We start from the raw sequence: 23128 nt of genomic DNA on the forward strand, positions 1-23128 counted from the left end.
GAGCCCCGCGGTCGCGAACCGAGGTGGTGTCGTGACCGGGCGACGCACGGTGGTGACCGGCATCGGGGTGGTCGCGCCCGGCGGTGCCAGCCGGGACCGCTTCTGGAAGACCATCACCGAGGGGCGGACCGCCACGCGGCGGATCAGCTTCTTCGACCCGTCGGCGTTCCGCTCGCAGATCGCCGCCGAGTGCGACTTCGACCCGGTCGCCGCCGGGCTCACCGAGGTGGAGCAGCTCCGGGCCGACCGGTACGTGCAGTTCGCGCTGGCCTGCTCCGCCGAGGCGGTCGCCGACGCCGGGCTGGTGCTCACCGACGCCGAGCGGGACCGGGCCGGGGTGGTCCTCGGCACCGCCGTGGGCGGCACGATGGCCCTGGAACAGGAGTACGTGGCGGTCAGCGAGCACGGCCGGCGCTGGCTGGTCGACGCGGCGCGGGGCGGCCCGTACCTCTACCAGGCCCTGGTGCCCAGCAGCCTGGCCGCCGACGTGGCCTGCCGGCACGGGCTGCACGGCCCGGCGCAGGTGGTCTCCACCGGCTGCACCTCCGGCATCGACGCCATCGGCTACGCCCATCAGATGATCGTGGACGGTGAGGCCGACATCATGCTGGCCGGCGCCGCCGACTCGCCGATCTCGCCGGTCACGGTCGCCTCGTTCGACGCGATCAAGGCGACCAGCCCGGACAACGACGACCCGGCGCACGCCTCCCGCCCGTTCGACGCCGACCGGCACGGGTTCGTGCTGGCCGAGGGCGCGGCGGTTCTGGTGCTGGAGGAGGCCGGGCACGCCCGCCGGCGCGGCGCGCACGTCTACTGCGAGGTGGCCGGGTACGCCAGCCGCAGCAACGGCTACCACATGACCGGGCTGCGCCCGGACGGGCTGGAGATGGGGTTGGCCGTCAGCGACGCGCTCAAGCAGGGGCGGATCGCGCCGGAGCACGTCTCCTACATCAGCGCGCACGGCTCGGGCACCCGGCAGAACGACCGGCACGAGACGGCCGCGTTCAAGCGGGCGCTGGGCCAGGCCGCGTACGGGGTGCCGATCAGCTCGATCAAGTCGATGGTCGGGCACTCGCTCGGCGCCATCGGGTCGATCGAGATGGCCGCGTGCGCCCTCGCCATCGAGTTCGGCGTGGTGCCGCCGACGGCCAACTGGACCACCCGGGACCCGGAGTGCGACCTGGACTACGTACCGAACGAGTCGCGGGAGGTGCCGGTGGACGTGGCGCTGTCGGTGGGTAGCGGCTTCGGCGGCTTCCAGTCGGCGATGGTGTTCCGCCGGCTGCCGGGGACGGTGGTGGCCCGGTGACCGCCCGGGCGGTGGTGACCGGCATCGGTGTGGTCGCGCCCAGCGGCATCGGCGCGGACGCGCACTGGCGCACGGTGGTGGCCGGTACCCGCCGGACCGGGCCGATCACCCTGTTCGACCCGACCGGCTACCCGACGCGCCTCGGCGGGGAGGTGCCCGACTTCACCGCCGACTCGTACGCCGACAGCCGGCAGTTGGTGCAGACCGACCGCTGGACGCACCTGGGCTTCGCCGCCACCCGGCTGGCGCTGGCCGACGCCGGCCTGCCCGAACGGGCACCGGACCCGTACGGCTACGCGGTGACCCTGGCCAGTTCGTCCGGCGGCAACCTGTTCGGGCAGCGCGAGTTGCAACGGCTCTGGGGCGGCTCGTCGCGCACCGTCGGGGCGTACCAGTCGATCGCCTGGTTCTACGCGGCCAGCGTCGGGCAGCTCTCCATCCATCACCAGTTCAAGGGCCCGAGCGGGGTGCTGGTCGCGGAGGCCGCCGGTGGACTGGACAGCCTGGCGCACGCCGCCCGCGCGGTGCGCCGGGGCACGCCCGTGGTGATCGCCGGCGCGACCGAGTGCCCGCTGAGCCCGTACGCGCTGGCCTGCCAGCTGCGCTCCGGCCTGCTCAGCGACGTGGCCGACCCGCAGCGGGCGTACCAGCCGTTCGACACCGCCGCCAGCGGCTACCTGCCGGCCGAGGGTGGTGCGGTGTTCGTGGTGGAGGAGCTGGGGCACGCGCTGTCGCGGGGCGCCCGGATCTACGGCGAGGTCAGCGGTTGGGGCGCCACCCACGACGCCGCGCACACCACGGCGGAGAGCGCCGGCGACCCGGCCCAGTACGCCCGGGCGATGCGGCTGGCCCTGGACCGGGCCGGCGTCGCCGCGGCCGGGATCGACGTGGTGCTGCCCGACGCCCTCGGCGTCGCCCGCTACGACCGCAGCGAGGCCGAGGCGCTGCGGGCCGTCTTCGCCGACCGGACGCCCCCGGTGACGACCCAGAAGCCGCTGACCGGGCGGGCCCATCAGGGCGGGTCGGCGCTGGACGTGGCCACCGCGCTGCTGGCCTTCGCGCACGACACGTTGCCCGCCTCCGCCGGCCCGGACGAGGTGGCCGACGGGTGCGAGCTGGACTTCCTGCGGGAGCACCGGCGGCCGCGCAGCCGGCTCGCGCTGGTGTGCGCGCGGGGCTTCGACGGTTTCAACAGCGCGCTGGTCCTGCGCGGGGCCGCGCCGGTGAGGGGAGAGACGCCATGAGCGATCAGCGGGCACGGGTGGTGTTCCTGGTGCGGGTGCCGGAGCCGCGCACCGAACAGTTCCTCGCCGCGTACGAGGCGGTCCGGCACCTGGTGGCCGGCGGGGTGCCGGGGCACCTCGTCGACCAGGTCTGTCGTTCGTCGACGGACCCGGAGCAGTGGCTGATCACCAGCGAGTGGGCGAGCCTGGCCGACTTCGAGAGCTGGGAGCGCAGCCCCGAGCACCGGGACCTGGTGCGCCCGATGCGGGAGTGCTTCACCGACGCCCGCTCGCTGCGCTTCCACATCCACGCCGAAACTCCCACCCCGGCGCTGGCTCCGGCGCCGCCGGGATGACCGTGTCGCTCCGCTGCGTCAACCGGCGGTGACGCGCTGTCGGCATACGCGGCCGATCCTGCCCGTCGAATGGCCTGCCGGCAACCGGCCAGCCGCCCGTTTGATCCACCCATTTGCACCTGGCGATGTGTTCGGTGGGCCTCGTAGGGTTCCGCGCAGAACCCGACAGGTGTACGTGACGGCCATCGATGATGGGTGGTGATCGGCAGTGGCGGCAGAGAGTCCAACGGCGACGGACGCCCGACGGGCCGGCGAGGTGGTGTTCACCGGCCATCCGCCGGCTGCCTGGCGCGCCGCGCCGCCGGGGATCCCGTGCCCGCCCGACCCGTCGCCCCGCACCACCGGCAGGGTGGTCCGCTCGGCTGACGCGCTGCCCTCGGCGGCCACGCCGTGACGGGCCCGCTGCACCGGGTGGACGTCGCCCCCGCGCCGACCGTCCGGCGGCCGTCCGGTCGCTCAGCCGGTCAGGCTGATCTCGGCCAGGTAGACGCAGGTCCGCTCCTCGTGGGAGGAGTAGTAGCTGACCCACAGCAGGTCGTCGTGCCAGACCAGGCCGGGGTAGCTGGTGTCGCCGCCGGAGGGCAGCGCGACCAGTTCGGTCAGCTCGCCCCGCTCCGGGTCCACGGCACAGACCGAGGTGCGCACCTCGCCGTCGAGCAGGCGCAACCCCGCTAGCAGTCGCCCGTCGGGCAGCCGGAGCAGCGTCGGCCCGCCGATCTGGACACCCAGGTCGGTCCAGTTCCAGTCCCGGTACGGCGGGCCGGAGCGGCCGAGCTGCGCGGTGGCGGCGTCACCGTCGCGGCGCAGCAGGCAGATGGCGGTGCCGTCCGGGTCGAAGACCAGCCCCGACTCGTTGGGGTAGCCGCCCTCGAAGAGCGTCGGCACCCACGGCCGGAGGTCGATGCCGTTCGCGCTGCGGTAGAGCCGGGCGAACCGTGGCTTCCGGGTGGCGTAGCCGACGCCGTACATCGCGCCGTCCTGCCAGGCCGCCCGCCACACCCAGACGTCCGGCTCGCCGACCGGGACAGGGTCGCCCCAGGCGTGCCCGTCGGCGGAGAGCCAGGTCAGTGTCTGGAACGCCTTGCTGGTCTCGCCTGTGGCCCCCGCCGCGAGCAGCTGTAGCCGCCCGTCGGGCCGCGGGACGAAGCGCGGGTCGCGCAGGTCGGTCCCGGCCTGGCGGACGACCGTCGCGGACGTCCACGACCGCCCGTCGGGGGAGGTCAGCACCCGGATCACGCCGTCCTCGGAGAGGTGGGTCCGGGCCTCCCGGAAGGCGCAGAACCAGCTCCCGGCGTACCGGACCAGGTCGGTGAACGCGCTGTGCGGCGCGCTGTCGCCGATCCGGTGGACGGCGGTGACCTCGGCCGTGGTGCGGCGGGTGGGTGACGACGTCATGCGCGGGGGCCTCCTGGCGCTGGGGATCGGGGCGTCCCGGGCGCCGGCCAGTGCCCGGTGCCGAGCGTCGTCCGGCCGCCCGGGCCTGGGCGCGGTGACGACGGCCGACGCTAGCGGCCCCTACCGACGCCCACCCGGCCAGGAGACGAACGCGCGACGAACTTCCCGGGCGGTGCGTGACCGCTGTCGGATTGATGTCGCCCGCGCGGCGGCGTCGGCGCGCTGGGCCGGCAGGGTGCCGCCCGCCGGTCACGATGGCGCGGGGACCGGCGCCCGGTCCGCGCGCCGGGCCGTTTGCGTGGGTGGGGAGGTGACAGGCGTGCTCAGTTCGTTCCTTCAGTCCCTGGCGACGAAACTGGTCGAGGAGATCCTCAAGCGGCTCGTCGAGTGGCTCGCGCCGAAGGCACTGCGGTCCGTGCCGCACCGGGCTTCGCTGAACTGCCCGCGCTGCGGAGGGTACGGCGTGGCCCGCTGGGCGCCCGGTAAGGTGCGGGCGCTCTTCGTGCCGTCCCTACTCGTCTTCACGTGGGGCTTCGCGGGACTTCTGATCGGCCTGCCGCTGGTGGTCTTGACACTGGTCGGCGGGGTGTTGTCCGACGGTACCGGCGCGATGCTGCCCGCCCTCCTCGCGCTGCTGGGCCTGCCGTTCTCCGCCTCCGTGATGATCGCGGGCGCGTTGGGGCTGGCCTATTACCACAGCTACCCGCCGAAACGGTGCAACCGCTGCCACGGCAGCTGGCCGCAGCGCGACCGCGACGAGTACCTGCGGGCGACCCGGCCGGTGTTCACCTGTGCGTGCGGCCAGCGGCTACGCGTACCACGGGCCGCCGGGGCGCGACTCCGCTGCCCGCGCTGCCGCACCGAACACGCCGCCCCGGCCGACCGCTGACGCCGCCGGTCGGGGCCAGCCTGGCCGTGGATGCCCGGCCACGGGGTTCACGCCCCAGCGGTCCCCAGGGCACGGTGGGCGGCGGCGAGCCGTTTCGGGGCTCGGGCGTACCACCCCTCGGTGATCACCTCGGTCAGCTCGGGCAGGCTGATCCGGTCGAGCCGGACCAGCACGGCCGGGTAGCCGTCGAAGTGTGGGGTGGTGAGGTAGACCGACGGGTCGTCGGCGAGCAGGGCCTCCATGACGCCCAGGTCGGGCACCCGCACGCCGAGCAGCGGCCCGTCGGGCGCGGCGGCGCCGAGGGCGGCGAGGTCGGCACGGCGCAGCGGTCGCTCCCAGACGAACGGCTTGTCCCGCACCCGCCAGGCGGGCAGCCCGTCGTACGAGGCCCGCTCGCTGGTCTCGGGCAGCGCGAGCGCGATCCGGCGGACGTCGTCCCAGCTGGCCATGTCCACACGGTACGGGTGTTCAGCGGGCCACGGTGTGCTCGGCGAGCAGTTGATCGAGCACGTGGCGAGCCTCGGCGGCCTTGGCCGGCTCGGCGTTGTCCAGGGTGATCAGCGCCTTCCACAGCGCCCAGCCGCGCCCGCGCGCCCAGGTGGCCACGTCGACGTCGAGCGCGTCGCGGAACGCGGCCCGGCTGGGGCCGTGCAGCAGTGTCCAGGCGATCACGGTGTCGCAGGCGGGATCGCCGACACCGCAGCAACCGAAGTCGATGACGGCGGCGAGTTGGCCGTCGCGGACCAGCAGGTTGCCGTACGCGACGTCGCCGTGGAACCAGACCGGCGGCCCGGCCCAGGTGGCGTCGAGGGCGGCCTGCCAGATGCCGGTGACCGTGTCGACGGGGAGCCGGTCGCGGTGCGTCTCGATCGCCGCCCGGGTCTCCGCGTCGTAGGTGGACAGCGGCCCGCCCCGCCAGGCGCTGTGCGGGCCGGCCGCCGGCCCGCCGGTCGCGTCGACGCTCCGCAGGGCGCGCAGGAAGCCGGCGAGGTCGGTGGCGAACCGCGTCAGGTCGTGGACCCGCTCGGGCCGGGCCGTCTGGCCGTCGATCCACCGGTAGACCGACCAGGGGTACGGGTAGCCGGCACCGGGCCGGCCGTGGGCGAGCGGCGTGGGCACCTCCAGCGGCAGCCGTGGGCCGAGCACCGGCAGCCAGCGCTGCTCCTTGGCGACCTGCAGGGCGTACCCCTCGCCGCTGGGCAGCCGAACGGTCATCGTGTCGCCCAGGTGGAAGGTGCGGTTGTCCCAGCCGCCGACCTCCACCGCGCGTACCGGCAGGTCGGCCCAGTGCGGGAACTGCTCGGCGACCAGGCGGCGGACCAGCGCCACGTCGATCCGCGCGGCCACGGCGTCGTCGGTGTCGGGTACGTCGGGCAGGTGTGGTGCGTCCATCCGTCTGAGCCTTCGGGGGCCGACCGGGGCCCGCAACCGGTTTTGCGTCGCGCGGCAGGGGTTGGTGGCGGGCGGGTTGCGGGGCCCATCATCGACAGCGGCTAGGTTCTGCACCGTCGTCGGGCGGGCGCCGGCAGCGGACGGTGCCGGGCGGCCAGACGATGACGTTTCTGTCGACCCCGAGGAGATGGCATGTCACCGGTGTCGCTCGACGACTACGCCGAGCGGGCCCGCGCGGTGCTGGCGCCGCCCGTGTGGGACTACGTCGCCGGCGGCAGCGCGGCCGAGGTGACCCTGCGCGCCAACCGGTCCGCCCTGGACCGCGTCGCGGTGCTGCCCCGGGTACTGCGCGGGGTGGGCACGGCCAACCTGGGCACCCGGCTGCTCGGCCGCCCGTACGCGATGCCCGTCGGGGTGGCGCCGATGGCGTACCAACGGCTGGTGCACCCCGACGGGGAGCTGGCGCTCGCGGCGGCGGCGGGTGCGGCCGGGGTGCCGTACCTGGCCAGCACACTGGCCAGTACGCCGATCGAGCAGGTCGCCACCACGGGCGCCGAGGTCTGGTTCCAGCTCTACTGGCTCCGTGAGCGGGCACTGGTCCGCGATCTGCTGGGCCGGGTCGTCGCGGCGGGTTGCCGGGCGCTGGTCGTCACCGTGGACGTCCCGGTGCTCGGCCGGCGCCCCCGCGACCTGCGCAACGCGTTCCGGCTGCCGGCCGAGGTGATCGCCGCGAACCTGCCCGGCGGGCGGGACGCCCTGGCGCACGCCGGCGCTCCCGGGCTGTCCGCGACCGACGCGTCGTTCGCGCCGGCGCTGGGCTGGGCGGATCTGGCCTGGCTGCGCGAGCACGTCGACCTGCCGCTGGTGGTCAAGGGGGTGCTGGACCCCCGGGACGCGGTCGAGGCGGTACGGATTGGCGCGGACGCGGTTGTCGTCTCCAACCACGGCGGCCGGCAGTTGGACGGGGCGCCGGCCAGCGTCGCCATGCTGCCGGAGGTGGTCGACGCGGTCGGCGACCGCTGCCAGGTGCTGCTGGACAGCGGCATCCGCGGTGGCACCGACGTGCTGCGGGCGCTCGCGTTGGGTGCTGCCGGTGTGCTGGTCGGCCGTCCGCTGCTCTGGGCGCTGGCAGTCGGCGGCGAGCCCGCCGCACGGGACGCGCTGGCGCTGCTCGCCGCCGAACTGCGCGACGCGTTGACCCTCGCCGGCTGCCCCGACCCGGCGGCGGCCGGCGAGCTGCGCACGGTCGCGGTGAGCTGAGCGTGGCCACGGCCCCGCTCGGAGTGTTGACACACCGCGTTCATCGGATGGCAAAGCGCGACGACCCGCCTGCGGCCGTCCTGGTTGGACGGTCATAATGGGCCGCATGGTTGCCTGGGAGTACGCCTTGCTCGTCCGCCGCTATCAGGGACAGGGCCGCAATTTCCACGTCTCGTTCATCTGGTACGGCCCGGACGGGTCACGGAAGGACATCACTCCCTACGGTGACACCGCCATCGCGCACCTCAACCGCGCCGGCCGGGAAGGCTGGGAGCTGGTCTCCGCCGGGGAGGACGTGAACAACGTGCAGGGCAGCACCGAGGTCCATCGCTACCACCTCAAGCGCCCCCTGGCCTGAGGCGCGAACCCCCACCCGCGTCGATCATGGAGTTGTGGTGGTGGACGAAAGCCGTCCACCCGCCCGTACCGGGCACCACGACTCCATGATCGACGCGACTGGGGTGAGGTGAGCTTCAGGCCAGGTCGATGGCGGGGTAGAGCGGGAACGGGGTCAGCAGGTCGGTGGCCTGGCGGGCGACCTTGTCGGCCAGCGCCGGGTCGAGGGTGTACTTGGCCTTCGACGGGGTGCCGTCGGCGTTGGCGCCGGCGGTGGTCTGGGTGAGCACCGTGTGGATCAGCTCCGCCGTCTGGTCCATCTCGGCGGTGCCCAGCCCCCGGGTGGTCAGCGCCGGGGTGCCGATCCGGATGCCCGAGGTGTACCAGGCCCCGTTCGGGTCCTGCGGGACCGAGTTGCGGTTGGTGACGATGCCCGAGTCCAGCAGAGCCTGCTCGGCCTGCCGGCCGGTCAGCCCGTAGCCGGACACGTCGATCAGCACGAGGTGGTTGTCGGTGCCGCCGGTGACCAGCTTCGCGCCCCGGCTCAGCAGCCCCTCCGCGAGGGCCTGCGAGTTGTCCACGATCCGCTGCGCGTAGTCGGCGAAGTCGGGGCGGCGGGCCTCCGCGAGCGCGACCGCCTTGGCGGCCATCACGTGCGGCAGCGGACCGCCGAGCACCATGGGGCAGCCCCGGTCCACCTGGTCGGCCAGCTCCGGCTGGCAGAGCACCATGCCGCCGCGCGGGCCGCGCAGCGACTTGTGCGTGGTGGTGGTGACGATGTGCGCGTGCGGCACCGGGTCGAAGTCGCCGGTGAAGACCTTGCCCGCCACCAGGCCGGCGAAGTGCGCCATGTCGACCATGAACGTGGCGCCGACGGAGTCGGCGATCTCCCGCAGGATCCGGAAGTTCACCTTCCGGGGGTACGCCGAGTAGCCACCGACCAGGATCAGCGGCTTGAACTCGCGGGCCGCCTCGGCCACCCGGTCGTAGTCGATCAGCCCGGTCTCCGGGTCGGTGCCGTAGCTGCGCTGGTCGAACATCTTGCCGGAGATGTTCGGCCGGAAGCCGTGGGTGAGGTGGCCGCCGGCGTCCAGCGACATGCCGAGCATCCGCTGGTTGCCCAGCTCGCGGCGCAGCGCGAACCAGTCGGCCTCGGTGAGGTCGTTGACCTGGCGGACCTGCGCCTTCTTCAGCGCGGGAGACTCCACCCGGTCGGCCAGCACCGCCCAGAACGCCACCAGGTTGGCGTCGATGCCCGAGTGCGGCTGGACGTAGGCGTGCGCGGCGCCGAACAGCTCGCGGGCGTGCTCGGCGGCGAGCGCCTCGACGGTGTCGACGTTCTGGCAGCCGGCGTAGAAGCGGCGCCCGACCGTGCCCTCGGCGTACTTGTCGCTGAACCAGTTGCCCATCGCCAGCAGGGTCGCCGGGGAGGCGTAGTTCTCGCTGGCGATGAGCTTCAGGGACTCCCGCTGATCGGTCAGCTCGGCGCCGATGGCGTCGGCCACCCGCGGCTCGACGGCCCGGATCACCTCAAGGGCACTCCGGAAAGCGGTGGACTCGGCGTTGCGCGACATGCGACCTCCTACAGACGTGCGGAAGGCCCAGGCGCTCGGCAAACGTCCTCGTGACGGGGCCGCTCCCCGATGGTTCTCCATCCCCACGCGCCAGTAACGGCCCGGGCCGATCCTACCGGGTCGGCCCGGAGCGACCCGGCCGACCTCCGCACGTCGTCGCCGGCCGCGTGGTTGAGCGGTCCGTGGCAGGGCACACCGTACGCAGGCGGGTCGCGCCGGTGCGGGTGCGGCCGCCGCCAGAACGAGAGGAGTCAACCACCATGACCACACCGAGTACCGCCCGGCCGCTCGCCGTGGTGACCGGAGCCTCCAGCGGGATCGGGTACGAGCTGGCCGTGCAGTTCGCCGAGCACGGCTTCGACCTGGTCGTCGCCGCCGAGGACGACGGCATCACGGCGGCGGCGGAGAAGCTGCGCCGCGACGGTGGGCCGCAGGTCCAGCCGGTCCGGGTCGACCTGGCCCGCGAGCAGGGCGTGGAGGAGCTGGCGGCGGCGGTCGCCGCGACCGGCCGTCCGGTGGAGGCGCTGGCGCTCAACGCCGGTCGGGGTGCGGGCGGGGCCTTCGTCGGCGGCACCGACCTGCGCGACGAACTGGAGGTCGTCGATCTCAACGTGCGCTCGACCGTGCACCTGGCCAAGCGGCTGCTGCCCGGGATGGTCGAGCGGGGCGCCGGCAGGGTGTTGTTCACCTCGTCGATCGCGTCCACCATGCCGGGGCCGTTCCAGGCGGTCTACAACGCGTCGAAGTCGTTCGTGCAGTCGTTCGCCGAGGCGCTGCGCAACGAGCTGAAGGACACCGGGGTCACGGTGACCTCGCTGATGCCCGGCCCGACCGACACGGAGTTCTTCGAGCGGGCCGACATGGAGGACACCCGGGTCGGCTCGGGAAAGAAGGACGACCCGGCGAAGGTCGCCGCGCAGGCCTTCACCGGCCTGATGAAGGGCGACCAGACGATCACCGCCGGTTCGCTGATGAACAAGGTGCAGACCGCCGCCGGCAAGATCGTGCCGGACAAGCTCAAGTCCGAGCAGCACCGCCGGATGGCCGAGCCGGGCTCGGGCGGCTGACGGCGGTTGCGCCCCGAGAGGTGACGAGGGCCCGGCGAGATGCCGGGCCCTTCGTCGTACGCGCACCGCTCAGGCGGTCACCGCGTCGATCGCCTTCTTGATCGCCTTCGGCTCGCTGGGGGTGCGCGGCGCGTCCGCACGCATCTCGATCATCTTCTCGCCGATCTCCTGGAGCTGCTTACGGCCGAGCCCCTCGCGCACCTTGGGGAACCACTCCTGCTCCTCCTCCTCGACGTGGTGCGTGACGTTCTCGATCAGCACCGTCGTCTTGGCGTTGAAGTGCTCGTCGTCGGCGTCCATGCTGGCCAGCTCGAAGCAGAGCAGGTCGGCCACGTGGTGTTCCTCGTACGACTCGAGGATGTCGTCCTCCAGGTCGGGCAGGAGCCGCCGGACCTCCGGGTACATCACCTCGTTCTCCAGGTAGGTGTGCACGGTCAGGGCCTCCAGGATCTGGCCCACCAGCTTCTGTCGCTGACTCGCCGGCCCCTCCTCGGCATCCTGGAAGGCCTTGAACAGGCGGCGCATCTCCTTGTGGTCCTCTTTGAGCAGAACGATGGCATCGGTGGACACCGGCACGACCTCCCTGGATCTCGTCTGGTGTCGATCCCGTACCCGGGCGATGAAGTGCGGAAACAGGGTTCCCCCGAACGGGTGCGGCCCGGCGCCGAAGCGCCGGGCCGCAGTGTCGTACCGCTGGTCAGCGGACCACGTCGTACGCGCTCACCATGCCCGCGCCGTAGAACCCGTTCCGCGCCCCGCCCGAGCAGGTCGCGTCGTAGGCGGCACCCAGCAGCGGGACCGGGTTGTAGACACCCTCAGGGCAGCTCCGCGCCTGGGCGGTGCGCTCCAGGAACGACGCCAGCTGGCCCGGGGACATACCGGGGTGGGCCGAGGCCGCCAGCGCCGCGACGCCGGCGACGTGCGGGCCGGACATCGAGGTGCCCTGCTTGTAGCCCCAGCCGTTGGTCCGCGTCGCCGTGTTGAAGGTGGTGGACAGGATGCCGTCGGTCAGGGTCGACCGGGCACCCTGGGTGCGGAACCGGGTGTCACCACCCGGAGCGGTGACGTCCACGACGCCCTGGCCGTACGAGGAGTAGTAGCTCTTCTCCCCGGTCGGGCCGACCGCGGAGACGGTCACCACGCCCGGCGCCTCGGCCGGCAGGTCGAGGCAGGCGCTGTTGATGTCGCGCACCTCGGGCGTGCCGTTGTTCGGGCTGCCCGCGTCGACCGTCTTGTGCGCCAGGTCGACGTTGGAGTTGCCCGCGGAGGCGACGTTGAGCACGCCCCTGCTGTTCGAGTAGCGGATGGCCCGCTGCACGGCCTGCCACACCGGGCGCTGACGCGCGTCGTTGCGGCAGTTGAACTCCCACGGGTCGATGTAGTAGCTGTTGTTCGTGACCTTCATGCCGTGCTCGGCGGCCCAGATGAAGCCGCAGACCGCCGCCTCGGGGTAGATGAAGCCGTCGTTGTTGACCACCTTGACGGCGGCCACCTTGACGCCCGGGGCGACGCCGGTGACGCCGACGCCGTTGATGGCGGCGGCGATGGTGCCCGCCACGTGGGTGCCGTGGTCGGACGTGGTCGGGTTCCAGGCCGCCTCGGTGGTGTCGACGACGCCGCCGAGACAGGACGTGCTCTTGTCCTTGGCGATCTGGCTGGCCAGGTCGGGGTGACTGGAGGAGATGCCGCTGTCCAGCACGCCCACCACCACGTCGGCGCTTCCGGTGGTGACGGCGTGGGCCTGCGGCACGCCGATCATCGGCATGTCCCACTGCTGGCCGAACAGCGGCTCGGCGGTCGGGTCGCCGGTGGCGCCGGCGACGGTGGCGGCGGAGACCTCCACGGTCTCGCCCTCGTCCAGTGCGGTGCCCAGCCCGGTGGTCGCGGCCACCGACTCGACGCCGGCGCCGGCCACCTCGGTGGCGAAGTCGGGGTTGGTGGAGCGGGCGACGAGCACACCGATCTGGTCGTAGCTGGCCACCACGCTGCCCTTGGCGGCGGCCACCCGGGCGGCGGCCCTGTCGTTCGCCGCGCCTTGCGGGGCGAGGACCAGGAACGTGGTGTCCGGGCCGGCGGCGTTGGCCGGCGTCAGTGCGCCGGTGACGGCGAGACCGACCCCGAGGGTCACCGCGGACGCGGCGGCCAGTGTCTTGTTGCGGAGGTTCTTCACGCGGACTCCCAGGAGCGGGGGACCAACCGGTGCCTCCCGGGCGGGGAGGGACCGGCTGAGGGCGGGCGGGATGCCCATCTCTGGTAGTCGAGCGCGGACGATCGATGTGGCGTTACACACACCCCGGCGGTTCGGGCGAAAGGTGTCAGACCGTTGCCAGGGTGCGGGGGATCTCGTCGAGCAGTTCCCGGGCCAGGAAACCGATCCGGCCGTAGCGGGGGATCAGCCGCTGGCCGCTGACCGCGTGCGCGAACGCCGCCCAGCAGGCGGCCTGCGCGGGCTCGGCCCCCCGGGAGAGCAGCCCGGCGAGCAGCCCGGCGAGCACGTCGCCGCTGCCCGAGGTGCCCAGCCCCGCGTCGCCGCTCTCCTCCCGCCAACACTGCCCGTCCGGGGTGGCCACGTGCCCGTAGAGCGAGACGACGGCCTCGTACCGGGCTGCCAGCTCGGCCGCCTCGGCGTCCAGGTCGTCGCCCGGGTCCCGACCCAGCAGGTGCCCCGCCTCGGTGACGTTGGGGGTCAGGACCACCGGCCGGCCCGAGCCGACCAGCAGCTTCGGCTCGTGGCTGAGCGCGCCGAGGGCGTACGCGTCGAGCACCAGCGGGGTGCGCGGCCCGGCCGCGTCCAGGACCAGCCGGAGCAGACGGCGGGTCTCGTCGATCCCCTTCAGCCCGGGGCCGAGGGTCACCACGTCGGCCCGTGCGACCAGCTCGCCGAGCTGGCCGTTCTCGTCGGCGGCGACCGCGCCGTCCGGCCTCTCCGGCAGGCCCACCACCAGCGCCTCGGGCACCTGGATGCTCAGCGTGGCGGCGGTGGAGTCGGCGGCGGCGAGCTGGAGCACCCCGGCGCCGGCGCGCAGTGCGGCGACACCGGCGAGCAGAACCGCCCCGGGCGTGAAACGGGACCCGCCGATCACCACCACGGTGCCCCGGCTCTCCTTGCCGCCGGCCGGCACCGGCAGCGCCCAGTCCCGCAGCAGCCCAGGCGTGATCACCTTCACCTCAGACCGGCTCGGCATGGACCTCGTCCTCCCTGGTCGGCTCGGCGCCCTGCTGACGCAGGTGGCCGACCTCGTTGAAGCCGTCCAGCTCCAGCCGGCCCTGCCCGTCGCCGGACCAGTACGTGATCGAACAGTTGGCGATGACATGTTGGCGGGTCAACTCCATCAGGTCCGCCTCGGTCATCCCCTCCACCAGATAACGCAGCAGAAAGACCAGAGCATCGTGACCGAACAGCAGCACCCGCTGGCCCTCGTGGTCCCGGCGCAGGTCGCCGAGGAGCGTCCGCAGCCGTAACGCCACGTCGGTCCAGGACTCCCCGCCCGGCGGCCGGTAGTAGAACTTGCCCAGCCGGGCCCGGCGCTCGGCCTCGTCCGGAAACCGCCGCCGCACCCCGTGGCCGGTCAGGCCGTCGAGGACGCCCAGCTCCCGATCGCGCAGCCGCTCGTCGCGGCTCACCGGCACCCCGGTGCCGTGCAGGGCCAGCTCGGCGGTGGAGACCGCCCGCAGGTACGGCGACACCACCGCCACGTCCGGTCGCCGGTCCGGGGGTAGCCCGGCCAGCCAGCGGCCGGTGGCCCTGGCCTGCTCCTCGCCGGTGGGGGAGAGCGGCACGTCCGCGTCCCGGTGGGAGAGCCCGATCAGTTCCTCGCCCGACGCCTCGGCGTGGGTCGCCGCCACGTTCGCGGTGCTCTCCCCGTGCCGGATGATCCAGAGCGTCGCCAGTTCCGCCATGCGGCACCCCTACCCGGCCCGGCATGCCGGTAACCGCGCCGTGGCGCGCGGGGCGTGAACGCCGTCCGGCCGGGTAAGCGCGGGCTTCGTCGAGAGCCGACAGGGGAGGTGCGCCATGGCGACCATGGCCAAGGAGCAGACCAGTCCGGTGAAGGACAAGAACTACGACCTGATCCGCGCGCTGCAGATGTCGCTGGAGAACGTGTACCGGATGGACACGTACATCGCCGACGCCGAGCAGCGCGGTGACAGTGAGCTGGCCAACTGGTTCCGGATGATCCAGGACGGCAGTCGCAAGGCGGGTGATCAGGGCAAGCAGATGCTGATGTCGCGGATGCAGCAGGAGAAGCGCTGACCGCGGTGGACACCGCCCGGGCGGAGGCGGATGCCGGTCGATGACCGGCATCCGCCGGCGCGTACCGCAACCTCCACGGCCGGTCCGGTTCGGGACAGCGCCGCGACAGTTTGATGGTGAACAATGTCCGTCCGGGGCGGCCGGACCGCCCCGAGACGGAGGGGTGGGTCGACGATGACGGTCGTCCGGGGTCTGCGGGAAGCGCTGCTGCTGTTCCTGATCGCCGCTGTTCTGGTCGCCGTCGCCGCGGCGGTGTGGGTCGCGGTCGACGGGGGCGACTACATCGGGCGGCTGGGCATCGCGTTGATGGTGGTGGGTGCGCTGTTCGGGGTGACCGGCGACCTGACGCTGAGTCGCATCGGCATGCTGGGTCCGCGGGCCACGTTCGGGGTCGCACCGGAGCGCGAGGAGGCGGGCGGAGGCCGCGTGCTCACCGGGGTCGGCATCTTCCTCTTCGTCGGGCTGCCGTTGATCCTGGTCGGCGTCCTGCTGGTCACCTGACGCCGCAGCGGTGGTCGTCGAGCGCCCGTTCCGCGCACGCCGCGCCCACTGGTCCGCGGTCGCTGACCGCAGACGGCCGCCGGCGTCGTACCCTCGGGGGCGTGGCCACCGCGGCGGAGGAGATCCAGGTGGGGGAGCGGCTGGTCCGCGTCTCCAGTCCCGACAAGCCCTACTTCCCGGAACGCGGGCTGACCAAGCTCGACGTGGTCCGCTACTTCCTGGCGGTCGGCGACGGCATCCTGCGTGCCCTGCGCGACCGGCCCACCATGCTGGAACGCTGGCCGCGCGGCGTCTTCGAGGGCGCGACCATCGCCACCCGGCAGACCAACCGGGGCGACGCGTTCTACCAGAAGCGGCTGCCGGCGGGCGCGCCCGACTGGGTGCGCACCGCCCACATCACCTTTCCCAGCGGCCGCACCGCCGACGAGGTGGCTCCGAGCGAGCTGGCCGTCGTGATCTGGGCGGCCAACCTGGGCACCCTGCGCTTTCACCCGTGGCCGGTCAGCGCCGCCGACGTGGAGCGCCCCGACCAACTGCGCATCGACCTCGACCCGATGCCCGGCGTCGGTTTCGACCAGGTGGTGCCGGTGGCCCGGGAGGTGCGGGCGTTCCTGGCCGAGCTGGGCATGACCGGTTACCCGAAGACCACCGGTGGGCGGGGTCTGCACGTCTACCTGTCGATCGAGCCGCGGTGGAGCTTCGGCGAGTGCCGCCGGGCGGTGCTCGCGCTGGGCCGCGAGATGCAGCGCCGACTGCCGGAGTTGGTCACCACCACCTGGTGGCGCGAGCAGCGGGACCGGCCGGTCTTCGTCGACTACAACCAGATGTCGCGCGACCACACGATGGCCTCGGCGTACTCGATCCGGCCGACGCCCCAGGCGCTGGTGTCGGCGCCGCTGGACTGGGCGGAGCTGGACGACGCCCGGCCGGAGGACTTCGACGTGCTGTCCATGCAGACCCGTTTCGCGCAGCGGGGCGACCCCCACGCCGGCCTGGACGGCGACCGGCACTCGCTGGAGCCGCTGCTGGAGCTGGCCGACCGGGAGGGCCTGGAGGCGCCCCCGGAGCGCTGACCCTGCGGTCGCCCGGACCTGGTGAACAGGTCAGAGCCTGGCGATCACGGGCTTGAGCGCGGCGCCCAGTTGCGGTGCGAGGGTCGTTGAGTACGTGGCGGTCAGGTGGTGGGCGTCGCGCCAGACGAGGACGCCACCGATGACGGGCGCGCAGCGGTCCGCGGGGCAGATCCAGTCGTTGAGGTTGATCAGGTGGGCGCCGGCGAGGTCCTTGACTGCCTCCTCCTGGGCGGGTCCGCCGCCGCGTCCGGTGGCCTCGGCCCGGGGTGTGGCGCACTTCGTCAGGCGGTTCGGGTTCTTGGAGACGCACTCGGCGACGTCCTTCAGGTGCAGCGGCGTGTCCCGTAGCACCACCACCGGAACGCCGCCGGTGATCATGGTGTTCCAGGTGTTGCGCAGCTCCCGGATCAACGCGGGCTGCCTGTTCGGCACCGACGCGCCCATGACCGGGTATTCGGCATGGGTGGTGATCACGATGTCGGGGCGGTCCTCGCCGAGCAGTGCCTCCCGAACCCTCTTGTTCCACTCGGTGCAGGACGAGTAGGGCCGGTCGTTCAGGGAGATCTCCGCCGCCAGGAACGGGCAGCCGGACTTCGTGTAGGAGACGAGGCGCCAGCCGTTCGCCTCCGCCGCCGCCTGGGCGGCTGGAAGCCAGTGGTGGGCGTGTGAGTCGCCGACGAGCGCGACCTTGGTCGTCGCATCCTGCTTCCCGTAGACGCAGGTCCTCGGGGTCGAGGATTCCAGCTCCACATGACAGCTCTTCGAGGTCGGGGACAGCGGCGTGTCCTTGGCCGCCCTCACCGGCTCTGGTGTGATCGAGGCGACCCGGTCGACGGGCACTCCGGCGCGACTGGTGCGGGGGGCGGAGCCGAGAGCCGCAGCGCCGGGCGCGGCGGGCGGTGCCGCCTGGGTGGTGGCTCCGGGCACCTGGCCCATGATGACCGTCGACGTCGGAGCCGGCCCTGTCGTCGACGGGACGACCAGATGGAACGCCAGGCCGGCCAGGGCGGCGGCGCCGGTGCAGACGGCACCGACCCGCAGCGCGGCGGGTGGCCGTGCGGCGAGAGTCGGCGACCGGCGGACCGGATTCTCGATGAAGTGGTAGGTGAGCGCGGCGGGGATCGCGGACACGGCCACGACCGCCAGACCGGCGCCGACGCTCAGGTCACCGAAGTGCGCCTGCGCGGCGATGAGCAACGGCCAGTGCCACAGGTACAGCGAGTACGAGATCCCACCGATGTAGAGCAGCGGTTGGCGGCCCAGCAGGAGGGCGGGCCCGGCGCGGCCGGCTGCCGTCCCGAAGGCGATCACCGCGGCCGTGCCGAGGGTGGAGCCGAGGGCGGCGTACCCCGGAAATCCGGCCTCCGTCCTGATGAGCACGGCCGAGGCGCAGACGGCGATCAGTCCGCCCCAGGCAAGGGGGACGGCCACCAGTCGCGGCGACCGGTTGAGCCAGGTCGCGCCGACGGCGACGGCACCGCCGAGGGCCAACTCCCACATCCGGGTGGTGGTGACGTAGTACGCCGACGGGTCGGTCGGCGAGACGCGCAGCGCCCAGGCGAACGAGGGGAGTGCGATCAACGCCAGCCCGGCCAGGTAGAGGCCACGGCTGCCTCGTCCCCTCCGGCGGGCGATCCAGCCGAGGGCGATCAGCAGCAGCGGCCAGACCAGGTAGAACTGCTCCTCGACGGCGAGGGACCAGAAGTGCTGGGCGATGCTCGGCGCGTCGTTGGCGGCGACGTAGTCGAGGGACTGCCCGGCCATGCGCCAGTTCATCGCGTAACACGCGCTGGCGATGACGTCCCAGGCGGTCGTGGACCAGCGGCCACGCGGCAGGAGGAAGTAGGTCAACAGCAGGGTCGCGACGAGGACAGTCGCGGCGGCGGGGAGGAGACGCTTCGCCCGTCGGGCGTAGAAGTCCGTGAGCGAGAGCCGCCCGCGTTGGTCGAGTTCGTGGAGCAGCAGGCCGGTGATGAGGAAGCCGGAGATCACGAAGAACACGTCCACACCGACGAAGCCGCCGGGCAGGTGACGGACCCCGGCGTGGCCGAGGAGCACCAGCAGTACGGCCACCGCCCGCATGCCCTCGATGTCGCCACGGAAGGACCGCGAGTCGCCCGAGGTGGACGTGGGGGGTCTCGGCGGTGCAGCGGCCCTGGCCTGTGTCCACAAATCGCTCGATATAGCCACGTGGCGCATAGTACGGATGTCTTGCGCCGGAACGATCTATATCAGATATTTGTCAGCGTCTTCGTGTTATGACTGTTGCCAGGGGCTCTGCGTCCCGTCGAACTCCTCGAAGACCAGCCAGGATCGTGTCGACAGCACCCCGGCGATGTGCTGCACCCGGTCCAGCACCACGTCCCGCAGGGTCGCGTTGTCCGGCGCGCGGACCAGGGCCAGCACGTCGTGCTCGCCGCTGAGCAGCGCGACGTGCTCGACGTAGCGGACCTGGGCCAGCTCCGCCGACACCTCCCGCCAGGTGTTCTGCTCGATCGTCAACGCGATGTACGCCGAGGTGCCCAGCCCGGCGGCCTCCGGCGCCACCCGGGCGTGGAACCCGGTGATCACCCCGTCGCGCACCAGCCGCTCCACCCGGGCGTACGCGTTGGTGCGGGAGATGTGGATCCGCTCGGCCAGCGTGCGCACCGAGGTCCGCCCGTCGCGGACCAACTCGTCGAGGATCCGCCGGTCCACCTCGTCCAGGTGCCGAGCCGATCGTCCCGAACGGGTCGTCCGACCCGACCCGTCTCCGGCCTCCTGGCTCACCGATGCGCCGTCCGCATGCCAACCGTCCCGCCTTCTGCCTGGATCTTGAGTCAATCATCCGACAGGCGGAAGCATAGGCCCACCACACGTCCCAGGAGGTTCCGCCGTGACGACCACTCCCCAGGCGGTCCGCAGGGCATCCCCGCGCACCCGTCGAGCGGCCACCCCGCCCGACCCGGCGCGCCCGCTGCTGCCGGACGCCGAGCCGGTCCGCCTACTCGATCCGAGCGGCAAGCCGCTGCCCGCCCGCACCGACTACCCGGAGCCGCCCGCGGAGGTGCTGCGGGAGCTGTACCGGCGGATGGTGCTCGGTCGCCGGTTCGACACCCAGGCGACCGCGCTGACCAAGCAGGGCCGGCTGGCGGTCTACCCGTCCTCCCGCGGCCAGGAGGCCTGCCAGGTCGGCGCCGTCCTCGCGGTCCGCGACACCGACTGGGTCTTCCCCACCTACCGCGAGTCGATGGCGCTGGTCGCCCGCGGCATCGACCCGGTCGAGGTGCTCACCCTGCTGCGCGGCGACTGGCACTGCGGGTACGACCCGGCCGCCGTGCGGACCGCACCACAGTGCACGCCCCTGGCCACCCAGTGCGTGCACGCCGCCGGGCTGGCCCATGGCGAGGCGTACCAGGGGCGCGACACGGTGGCGCTGGCGTTCATCGGCGACGGCGCGACCAGCGAGGGCGACTTCCACGAGGGGATCAACTTCGCCGCCGTGTTCAAGGCGCCGGTCGTCTACTTCGTGCAGAACAACCGGTACGCGATCAGCGTCCCGCTGTCCCGGCAGACCGCCGCGCCGTCACTGGCGTACAAGGGCGTCGGCTACGGGGTGCCCAGCGAGCAGGTCGACGGCAACGACCCGGTGGCGGTGCTCGCCGTCCTCACCCGCGCGGTGGAGCACGCCCGCGCCGGCAAGGGACCGTTCCTGGTCGAGGCGCACACCTACCGGATGGAACCGCACACCAACGCCGACGACGCCAGCCGCTACCGCGACGGCGCCGAGGTTGACGCCTGGCGCGACCGTGACCCGGTCACCCGCCTGGAGACCTACCTGCGGGCGCGCGGGGTGCTCGACGACTTGGCGGTCGCCGAGATCGCCGGGCAGGCCGAGGCGTACGCGGCGGACCTGCGGACCCGGATGAACGAGCAGCCGGCCGTCGACCCGCTGAGCCTCTTCGACCACGTCTACGCCGAGCCCACCCCGCAACTGGTCGAGCAGCGCGAACAGGTTCGCGCCGAGCTGGCCGCCGCACGTGACGAGGAGGGTGTCGCCTGATGGCCACCACCATGGCGAAGGCCCTCAACACGGCGCTCGCCGACGCATTGGCCGCCGACGACCGGGTGGTCGTCTTCGGGGAGGACGTCGGCGCGCTCGGCGGCGTCTTCCGGATCACCGACGGCCTGCAGGCGCGGTTCGGGGAGGACCGTTGCTTCGACACCCCCCTCGCAGAGGCCGGCATCGTCGGTTTCGCCGTCGGCCTGGCCATGTCCGGGCTGCGGCCGGTGGTCGAGATGCAGTTCGACGCGTTCGCGTATCCGGCGTTCGAGCAGATCGCCTCGCACGTGGCGAAGCTGCGCAACCGGACGCGGGGCGCGCTGAGCGTGCCGATCGTCATCCGGGTGCCGTACGCCGGCGGGATCGGCGGGGTCGAGCACCACTGCGACTCGTCCGAGGCGTACTACGCGCACACCCCGGGACTGAAGGTGGTCACCCCGGCGACGGTGGACGACGCGTACTCGTTGCTGCGCGAGGCGATCGACGACCCCGACCCGGTGGTCTTCATGGAGCCCAAGAAGCTCTACTTCGCCAGCGCGGAGGCGCAGTTGCCGGCGCGTACCGAGCCGTTCGGCCGGGCTGTCGTCCGTCGTCCCGGGCGCGACGCCACCCTGGTGGCGTACGGGCCGGCGGTGCCGGTGGCGCTGGAGGCCGCCGAGGCCGCCCGCGAGGAGGGCTGGGACCTGGAGGTGGTGGACGTCCGCACCATCGTGCCGTTCGACGACGCCACCATCACCGCCTCGGTCCGGCGCACCGGCCGGTGCGTGGTGATCCAGGAGGCGCCCGGTTTCGCCGGCGTCGGTGCGGAGATCGCCGCCCGGGTGCAGGAGCGGTGCTTCCACGCGCTGCACGCCCCGGTGCTGCGGGTGGCCGGGCTGGACATTCCGTACCCGGCGCCGATGCTGGAGCACACCCACCTGCCCGGCGTGGACCGGGTGCTCGACGCGGTGGCCCGGTTGCAGTGGGACGACCAGCCGGACCCGCGCTGGTCGGTGCAGGGCAGCGCGGCATGACCACCGTCGAGCGGACGCAGGTCTTCCTCCTGCCCGACCTGGGCGAGGGGCTGAGCGAGGCCGAGATCGTCGAGTGGCGGGTCGCCGTGGGCGATGTGGTGACGGTCGACCAGAGCGTGGTCGAGGTGGAGACCGCCAAGGCTGTCGTCGACGTGCCCTGCCCGTACGCCGGCCGGGTCGTCACCCTGCACGGCGCGGCGGGTGAGGTCCGCCCGGTCGGCCAGCCGCTGATCACCATCGCGCCGCTGGACGGCGGCGACGAGCCGGCCGGGCACGCCACCTACCGCGAGGAGGAGCGGGCCGGCTCCGGCAACGTGCTGATCGGGTACGGAACCGGGCACGGCGGGGCGACCCGGCGCCGGCGTCGCCCTCGGCTGGCGCTGGCTCCCGAACCGACCGAGGTCGCGCCGGCCGGTGTTCCCGTCGCGGCGGCCGACAGCGCGGCGGGTGGCGCCGACCGGGCCGCCAGCGGTGCCGCGGCCGGCACTGGCGCACCGGCCGCCCTGGTCATCTCGCCGATCGTGCGGCGGCTGGCCCGGGAGCGCGGCGTCGACCTGAGCACGGTGCGCGGCACCGGACCCGGTGGGGTGATCCGCCGCGCCGACGTCGAGGCGACGCTGGCCGTGCCCGCCGCCCGGCTCGCCGCCGTGCCGGACGCGCACGTCGCGCTCGCCCCGAGCGGCGACGGCGACGTGGTCGTCCCGCTCACCGGCGTCCGCAAGGTGATCGCCGACAAGCTCTCCCGCAGCCGGCGGGAGATCCCCGAGGTGACCATCTGGGTCGACGTGGACGCCACCGGGCTGCTGGAGACCAGGGCGGCGATCAACGCGGCGACGCCGGACGCGCCGGTGAGCATCCTGGCCCTGCTGGCCCGGATCTGCCTCAGTGGACTGCGCCGGTTCCCGCAGCTCAACGCCCGGGTCGACACCGAGGCCCAGCGGATCGTCCAGTCCGCCGGGGTGCACCTGGGCATCGCCGCGCAGACCGACCGGGGCCTGCTGGTGCCGGTGCTGCGCGACGCCCAGCGCCTCACCACCGCCGAGCTGGCCGCCGAACTGGCGGCCACCACCGCGGCGGCGCGGGCGGGCACCCTGGCGCCCGCCCGGCTGACCGGTGGCACCTTCACCCTGAACAACTACGGGGTGTTCGGTGTCGACGGTTCCACGCCGATCATCAACCACCCGGAGGCGGCGCTGCTCGGGGTGGGGCGGATCGTGGACAAGCCGTGGGTGGTCGACGGGCAACTCGCCGTCCGCAAGGTGACGCAGTTGAGCCTCACCTTCGACCACCGGGTGTGCGACGGCGGGGTGGCCGGTGGCTTCCTGCGGCACGTGGCCGACTGCGTGGAGCGGCCCGCACTGCTGATCGCCGCCGTCTGAGGCGCGTTCCCCGGCCCCGGCCACCGTCCGTGCGGGGCCGGGGCCGGCGCACGTTTCCGGGACC

General features: G+C 73.2%; 24 protein-coding genes and 1 riboswitch. Of the genes, 14 read left to right on the forward strand and 10 right to left on the reverse strand.

Annotation, left to right across the window (positions count from 1 at the left end):
- The first annotated feature begins 31 nt into the window (after positions 1–31).
- The 4 genes from ACTWLT_RS12725 (at position 32) to ACTWLT_RS12740 (ending at position 3282) form a co-directional block, all read left to right on the forward strand.
- Positions 32–1309, forward strand: coding sequence for a beta-ketoacyl-[acyl-carrier-protein] synthase family protein (locus ACTWLT_RS12725; protein WP_445318557.1), 1278 nt, complete (start codon positions 32–34; stop codon positions 1307–1309).
- Entirely contained in the window at positions 1306–2553 is a 1248-nt protein-coding gene (locus ACTWLT_RS12730) for a beta-ketoacyl synthase N-terminal-like domain-containing protein (protein WP_445318558.1), read from the forward strand. The genes ACTWLT_RS12725 and ACTWLT_RS12730 overlap by 4 nt, the downstream gene beginning before the upstream one ends.
- Positions 2550–2888, forward strand: a complete 339-nt coding sequence (locus ACTWLT_RS12735; protein ID WP_252415615.1) for an antibiotic biosynthesis monooxygenase family protein — start codon at positions 2550–2552, stop codon at positions 2886–2888. The genes ACTWLT_RS12730 and ACTWLT_RS12735 overlap by 4 nt, the downstream gene beginning before the upstream one ends.
- Before the next feature lie 208 nt (positions 2889–3096).
- The gene (locus ACTWLT_RS12740; RefSeq protein ID WP_445318559.1) at positions 3097–3282 is read left to right on the forward strand and encodes a hypothetical protein; all 186 of its coding nucleotides are present in this window, start codon (positions 3097–3099) and stop codon (positions 3280–3282) included.
- Between the two features lie 62 nt (positions 3283–3344).
- Here the strand turns inward: ACTWLT_RS12740 and ACTWLT_RS12745 are convergent, their stop codons facing one another.
- The gene (locus ACTWLT_RS12745; RefSeq protein WP_445318560.1) at positions 3345–4283 is read right to left on the reverse strand and encodes an exo-alpha-sialidase; all 939 of its coding nucleotides are present in this window, start codon (positions 4281–4283) and stop codon (positions 3345–3347) included.
- A gap of 319 nt (positions 4284–4602) precedes the next feature.
- Between ACTWLT_RS12745 and ACTWLT_RS12750 the strand changes: the two genes are divergently transcribed.
- Positions 4603–5172 (forward strand): hypothetical protein, encoded by a 570-nt coding sequence (locus tag ACTWLT_RS12750; RefSeq protein WP_445318561.1) that lies wholly within the window; start codon positions 4603–4605, stop codon positions 5170–5172.
- Between the two features lie 47 nt (positions 5173–5219).
- Here the strand turns inward: ACTWLT_RS12750 and ACTWLT_RS12755 are convergent, their stop codons facing one another.
- Positions 5220–5621: an MmcQ/YjbR family DNA-binding protein gene (locus ACTWLT_RS12755; protein ID WP_445318562.1), complete on the reverse strand. Its 402-nt coding sequence runs from the start codon at positions 5619–5621 to the stop codon at positions 5220–5222.
- Between the two features lie 19 nt (positions 5622–5640).
- The gene (locus ACTWLT_RS12760) at positions 5641–6564 is read right to left on the reverse strand and encodes an aminoglycoside phosphotransferase family protein (RefSeq protein ID WP_445318563.1); all 924 of its coding nucleotides are present in this window, start codon (positions 6562–6564) and stop codon (positions 5641–5643) included.
- Positions 6565–6756: 192 nt separating this feature from the next.
- Here ACTWLT_RS12760 and ACTWLT_RS12765 point away from each other — a divergent pair, with 192 nt between their 5' ends.
- Both ACTWLT_RS12765 and ACTWLT_RS12770 read left to right on the forward strand, forming a co-directional pair.
- Positions 6757–7824, forward strand: a complete 1068-nt coding sequence (locus ACTWLT_RS12765) for an alpha-hydroxy acid oxidase (protein ID WP_445318564.1) — start codon at positions 6757–6759, stop codon at positions 7822–7824.
- A gap of 97 nt (positions 7825–7921) precedes the next feature.
- Complete coding sequence (locus ACTWLT_RS12770) at positions 7922–8182, forward strand: hypothetical protein (RefSeq protein WP_445318565.1); 261 nt, start codon at positions 7922–7924, stop codon at positions 8180–8182.
- 115 nt (positions 8183–8297) lie between these two features.
- On the opposite strand, the gene ACTWLT_RS12775 is transcribed toward ACTWLT_RS12770, so the two are convergent.
- Entirely contained in the window at positions 8298–9734 is a 1437-nt protein-coding gene (locus ACTWLT_RS12775) for a glycine hydroxymethyltransferase (RefSeq protein ID WP_445318566.1), read from the reverse strand.
- Positions 9735–9752: 18 nt separating this feature from the next.
- A riboswitch (ZMP/ZTP riboswitch) is annotated at positions 9753–9842 on the reverse strand.
- A 152-nt stretch (positions 9843–9994) separates the two neighbouring features.
- Between ACTWLT_RS12775 and ACTWLT_RS12780 the strand changes: the two genes are divergently transcribed.
- Positions 9995–10801 carry an SDR family NAD(P)-dependent oxidoreductase gene (locus ACTWLT_RS12780; protein WP_445318567.1) on the forward strand — a complete coding sequence of 269 codons (807 nt, stop codon included), beginning with the start codon at positions 9995–9997 and terminating at the stop codon, positions 10799–10801.
- 69 nt (positions 10802–10870) lie between these two features.
- On the opposite strand, the gene ACTWLT_RS12785 is transcribed toward ACTWLT_RS12780, so the two are convergent.
- The 4 genes from ACTWLT_RS12785 to ACTWLT_RS12800 form a co-directional block, all read right to left on the reverse strand.
- Entirely contained in the window at positions 10871–11371 is a 501-nt protein-coding gene (locus ACTWLT_RS12785) for a hemerythrin domain-containing protein (protein WP_252415624.1), read from the reverse strand.
- Between the two features lie 127 nt (positions 11372–11498).
- Positions 11499–12971: a S8 family peptidase gene (locus tag ACTWLT_RS12790; RefSeq protein ID WP_445318568.1), complete on the reverse strand. Its 1473-nt coding sequence runs from the start codon at positions 12969–12971 to the stop codon at positions 11499–11501.
- Between the two features lie 145 nt (positions 12972–13116).
- Complete coding sequence (locus tag ACTWLT_RS12795; protein ID WP_445318569.1) at positions 13117–13986, reverse strand: NAD(P)H-hydrate dehydratase; 870 nt, start codon at positions 13984–13986, stop codon at positions 13117–13119.
- Positions 13970–14701, reverse strand: coding sequence for a histidine phosphatase family protein (locus ACTWLT_RS12800; protein ID WP_445318570.1), 732 nt, complete (start codon positions 14699–14701; stop codon positions 13970–13972). Before ACTWLT_RS12800 ends, ACTWLT_RS12795 begins: the two co-directional genes overlap by 17 nt.
- A gap of 115 nt (positions 14702–14816) precedes the next feature.
- Here ACTWLT_RS12800 and ACTWLT_RS12805 point away from each other — a divergent pair, with 115 nt between their 5' ends.
- The 3 genes from ACTWLT_RS12805 to ACTWLT_RS12815 all read left to right on the forward strand — a co-directional run bounded on the left by ACTWLT_RS12805 (position 14817) and on the right by ACTWLT_RS12815 (position 16630).
- A complete protein-coding gene (locus ACTWLT_RS12805; RefSeq protein ID WP_201749190.1) occupies positions 14817–15056 on the forward strand; it encodes a hypothetical protein in 240 nt (79 codons plus the stop codon).
- Positions 15057–15230: 174 nt separating this feature from the next.
- Complete coding sequence (locus ACTWLT_RS12810; RefSeq protein WP_252415628.1) at positions 15231–15557, forward strand: hypothetical protein; 327 nt, start codon at positions 15231–15233, stop codon at positions 15555–15557.
- Positions 15558–15658: 101 nt separating this feature from the next.
- Complete coding sequence (locus tag ACTWLT_RS12815; RefSeq protein ID WP_445318571.1) at positions 15659–16630, forward strand: DNA polymerase domain-containing protein; 972 nt, start codon at positions 15659–15661, stop codon at positions 16628–16630.
- A 30-nt stretch (positions 16631–16660) separates the two neighbouring features.
- Here the strand turns inward: ACTWLT_RS12815 and ACTWLT_RS12820 are convergent, their stop codons facing one another.
- On the reverse strand, positions 16661–18712 hold the full coding sequence (locus ACTWLT_RS12820) for an acyltransferase family protein (RefSeq protein ID WP_445318572.1): 2052 nt from the start codon (positions 18710–18712) through the stop codon (positions 16661–16663).
- A gap of 174 nt (positions 18713–18886) precedes the next feature.
- The gene (locus tag ACTWLT_RS12825) at positions 18887–19399 is read right to left on the reverse strand and encodes an Lrp/AsnC family transcriptional regulator (RefSeq protein ID WP_374557494.1); all 513 of its coding nucleotides are present in this window, start codon (positions 19397–19399) and stop codon (positions 18887–18889) included.
- 106 nt (positions 19400–19505) lie between these two features.
- Between ACTWLT_RS12825 and pdhA the strand changes: the two genes are divergently transcribed.
- Genes pdhA through ACTWLT_RS12840 form a run of 3 tightly spaced genes read left to right on the forward strand, consistent with a single transcriptional unit; the run spans position 19506 to position 23064 of the window.
- Complete coding sequence (gene pdhA, locus ACTWLT_RS12830; RefSeq protein WP_445318573.1) at positions 19506–20672, forward strand: pyruvate dehydrogenase (acetyl-transferring) E1 component subunit alpha; 1167 nt, start codon at positions 19506–19508, stop codon at positions 20670–20672.
- Positions 20669–21685, forward strand: a complete 1017-nt coding sequence (locus ACTWLT_RS12835; protein ID WP_445318643.1) for an alpha-ketoacid dehydrogenase subunit beta — start codon at positions 20669–20671, stop codon at positions 21683–21685. Before pdhA ends, ACTWLT_RS12835 begins: the two co-directional genes overlap by 4 nt.
- Entirely contained in the window at positions 21682–23064 is a 1383-nt protein-coding gene (locus tag ACTWLT_RS12840) for a dihydrolipoamide acetyltransferase family protein (RefSeq protein WP_445318574.1), read from the forward strand. Before ACTWLT_RS12835 ends, ACTWLT_RS12840 begins: the two co-directional genes overlap by 4 nt.
- Positions 23065–23128: the final 64 nt, after the last annotated feature.

Source organism: Micromonospora yongxingensis, from assembly GCF_052601155.1.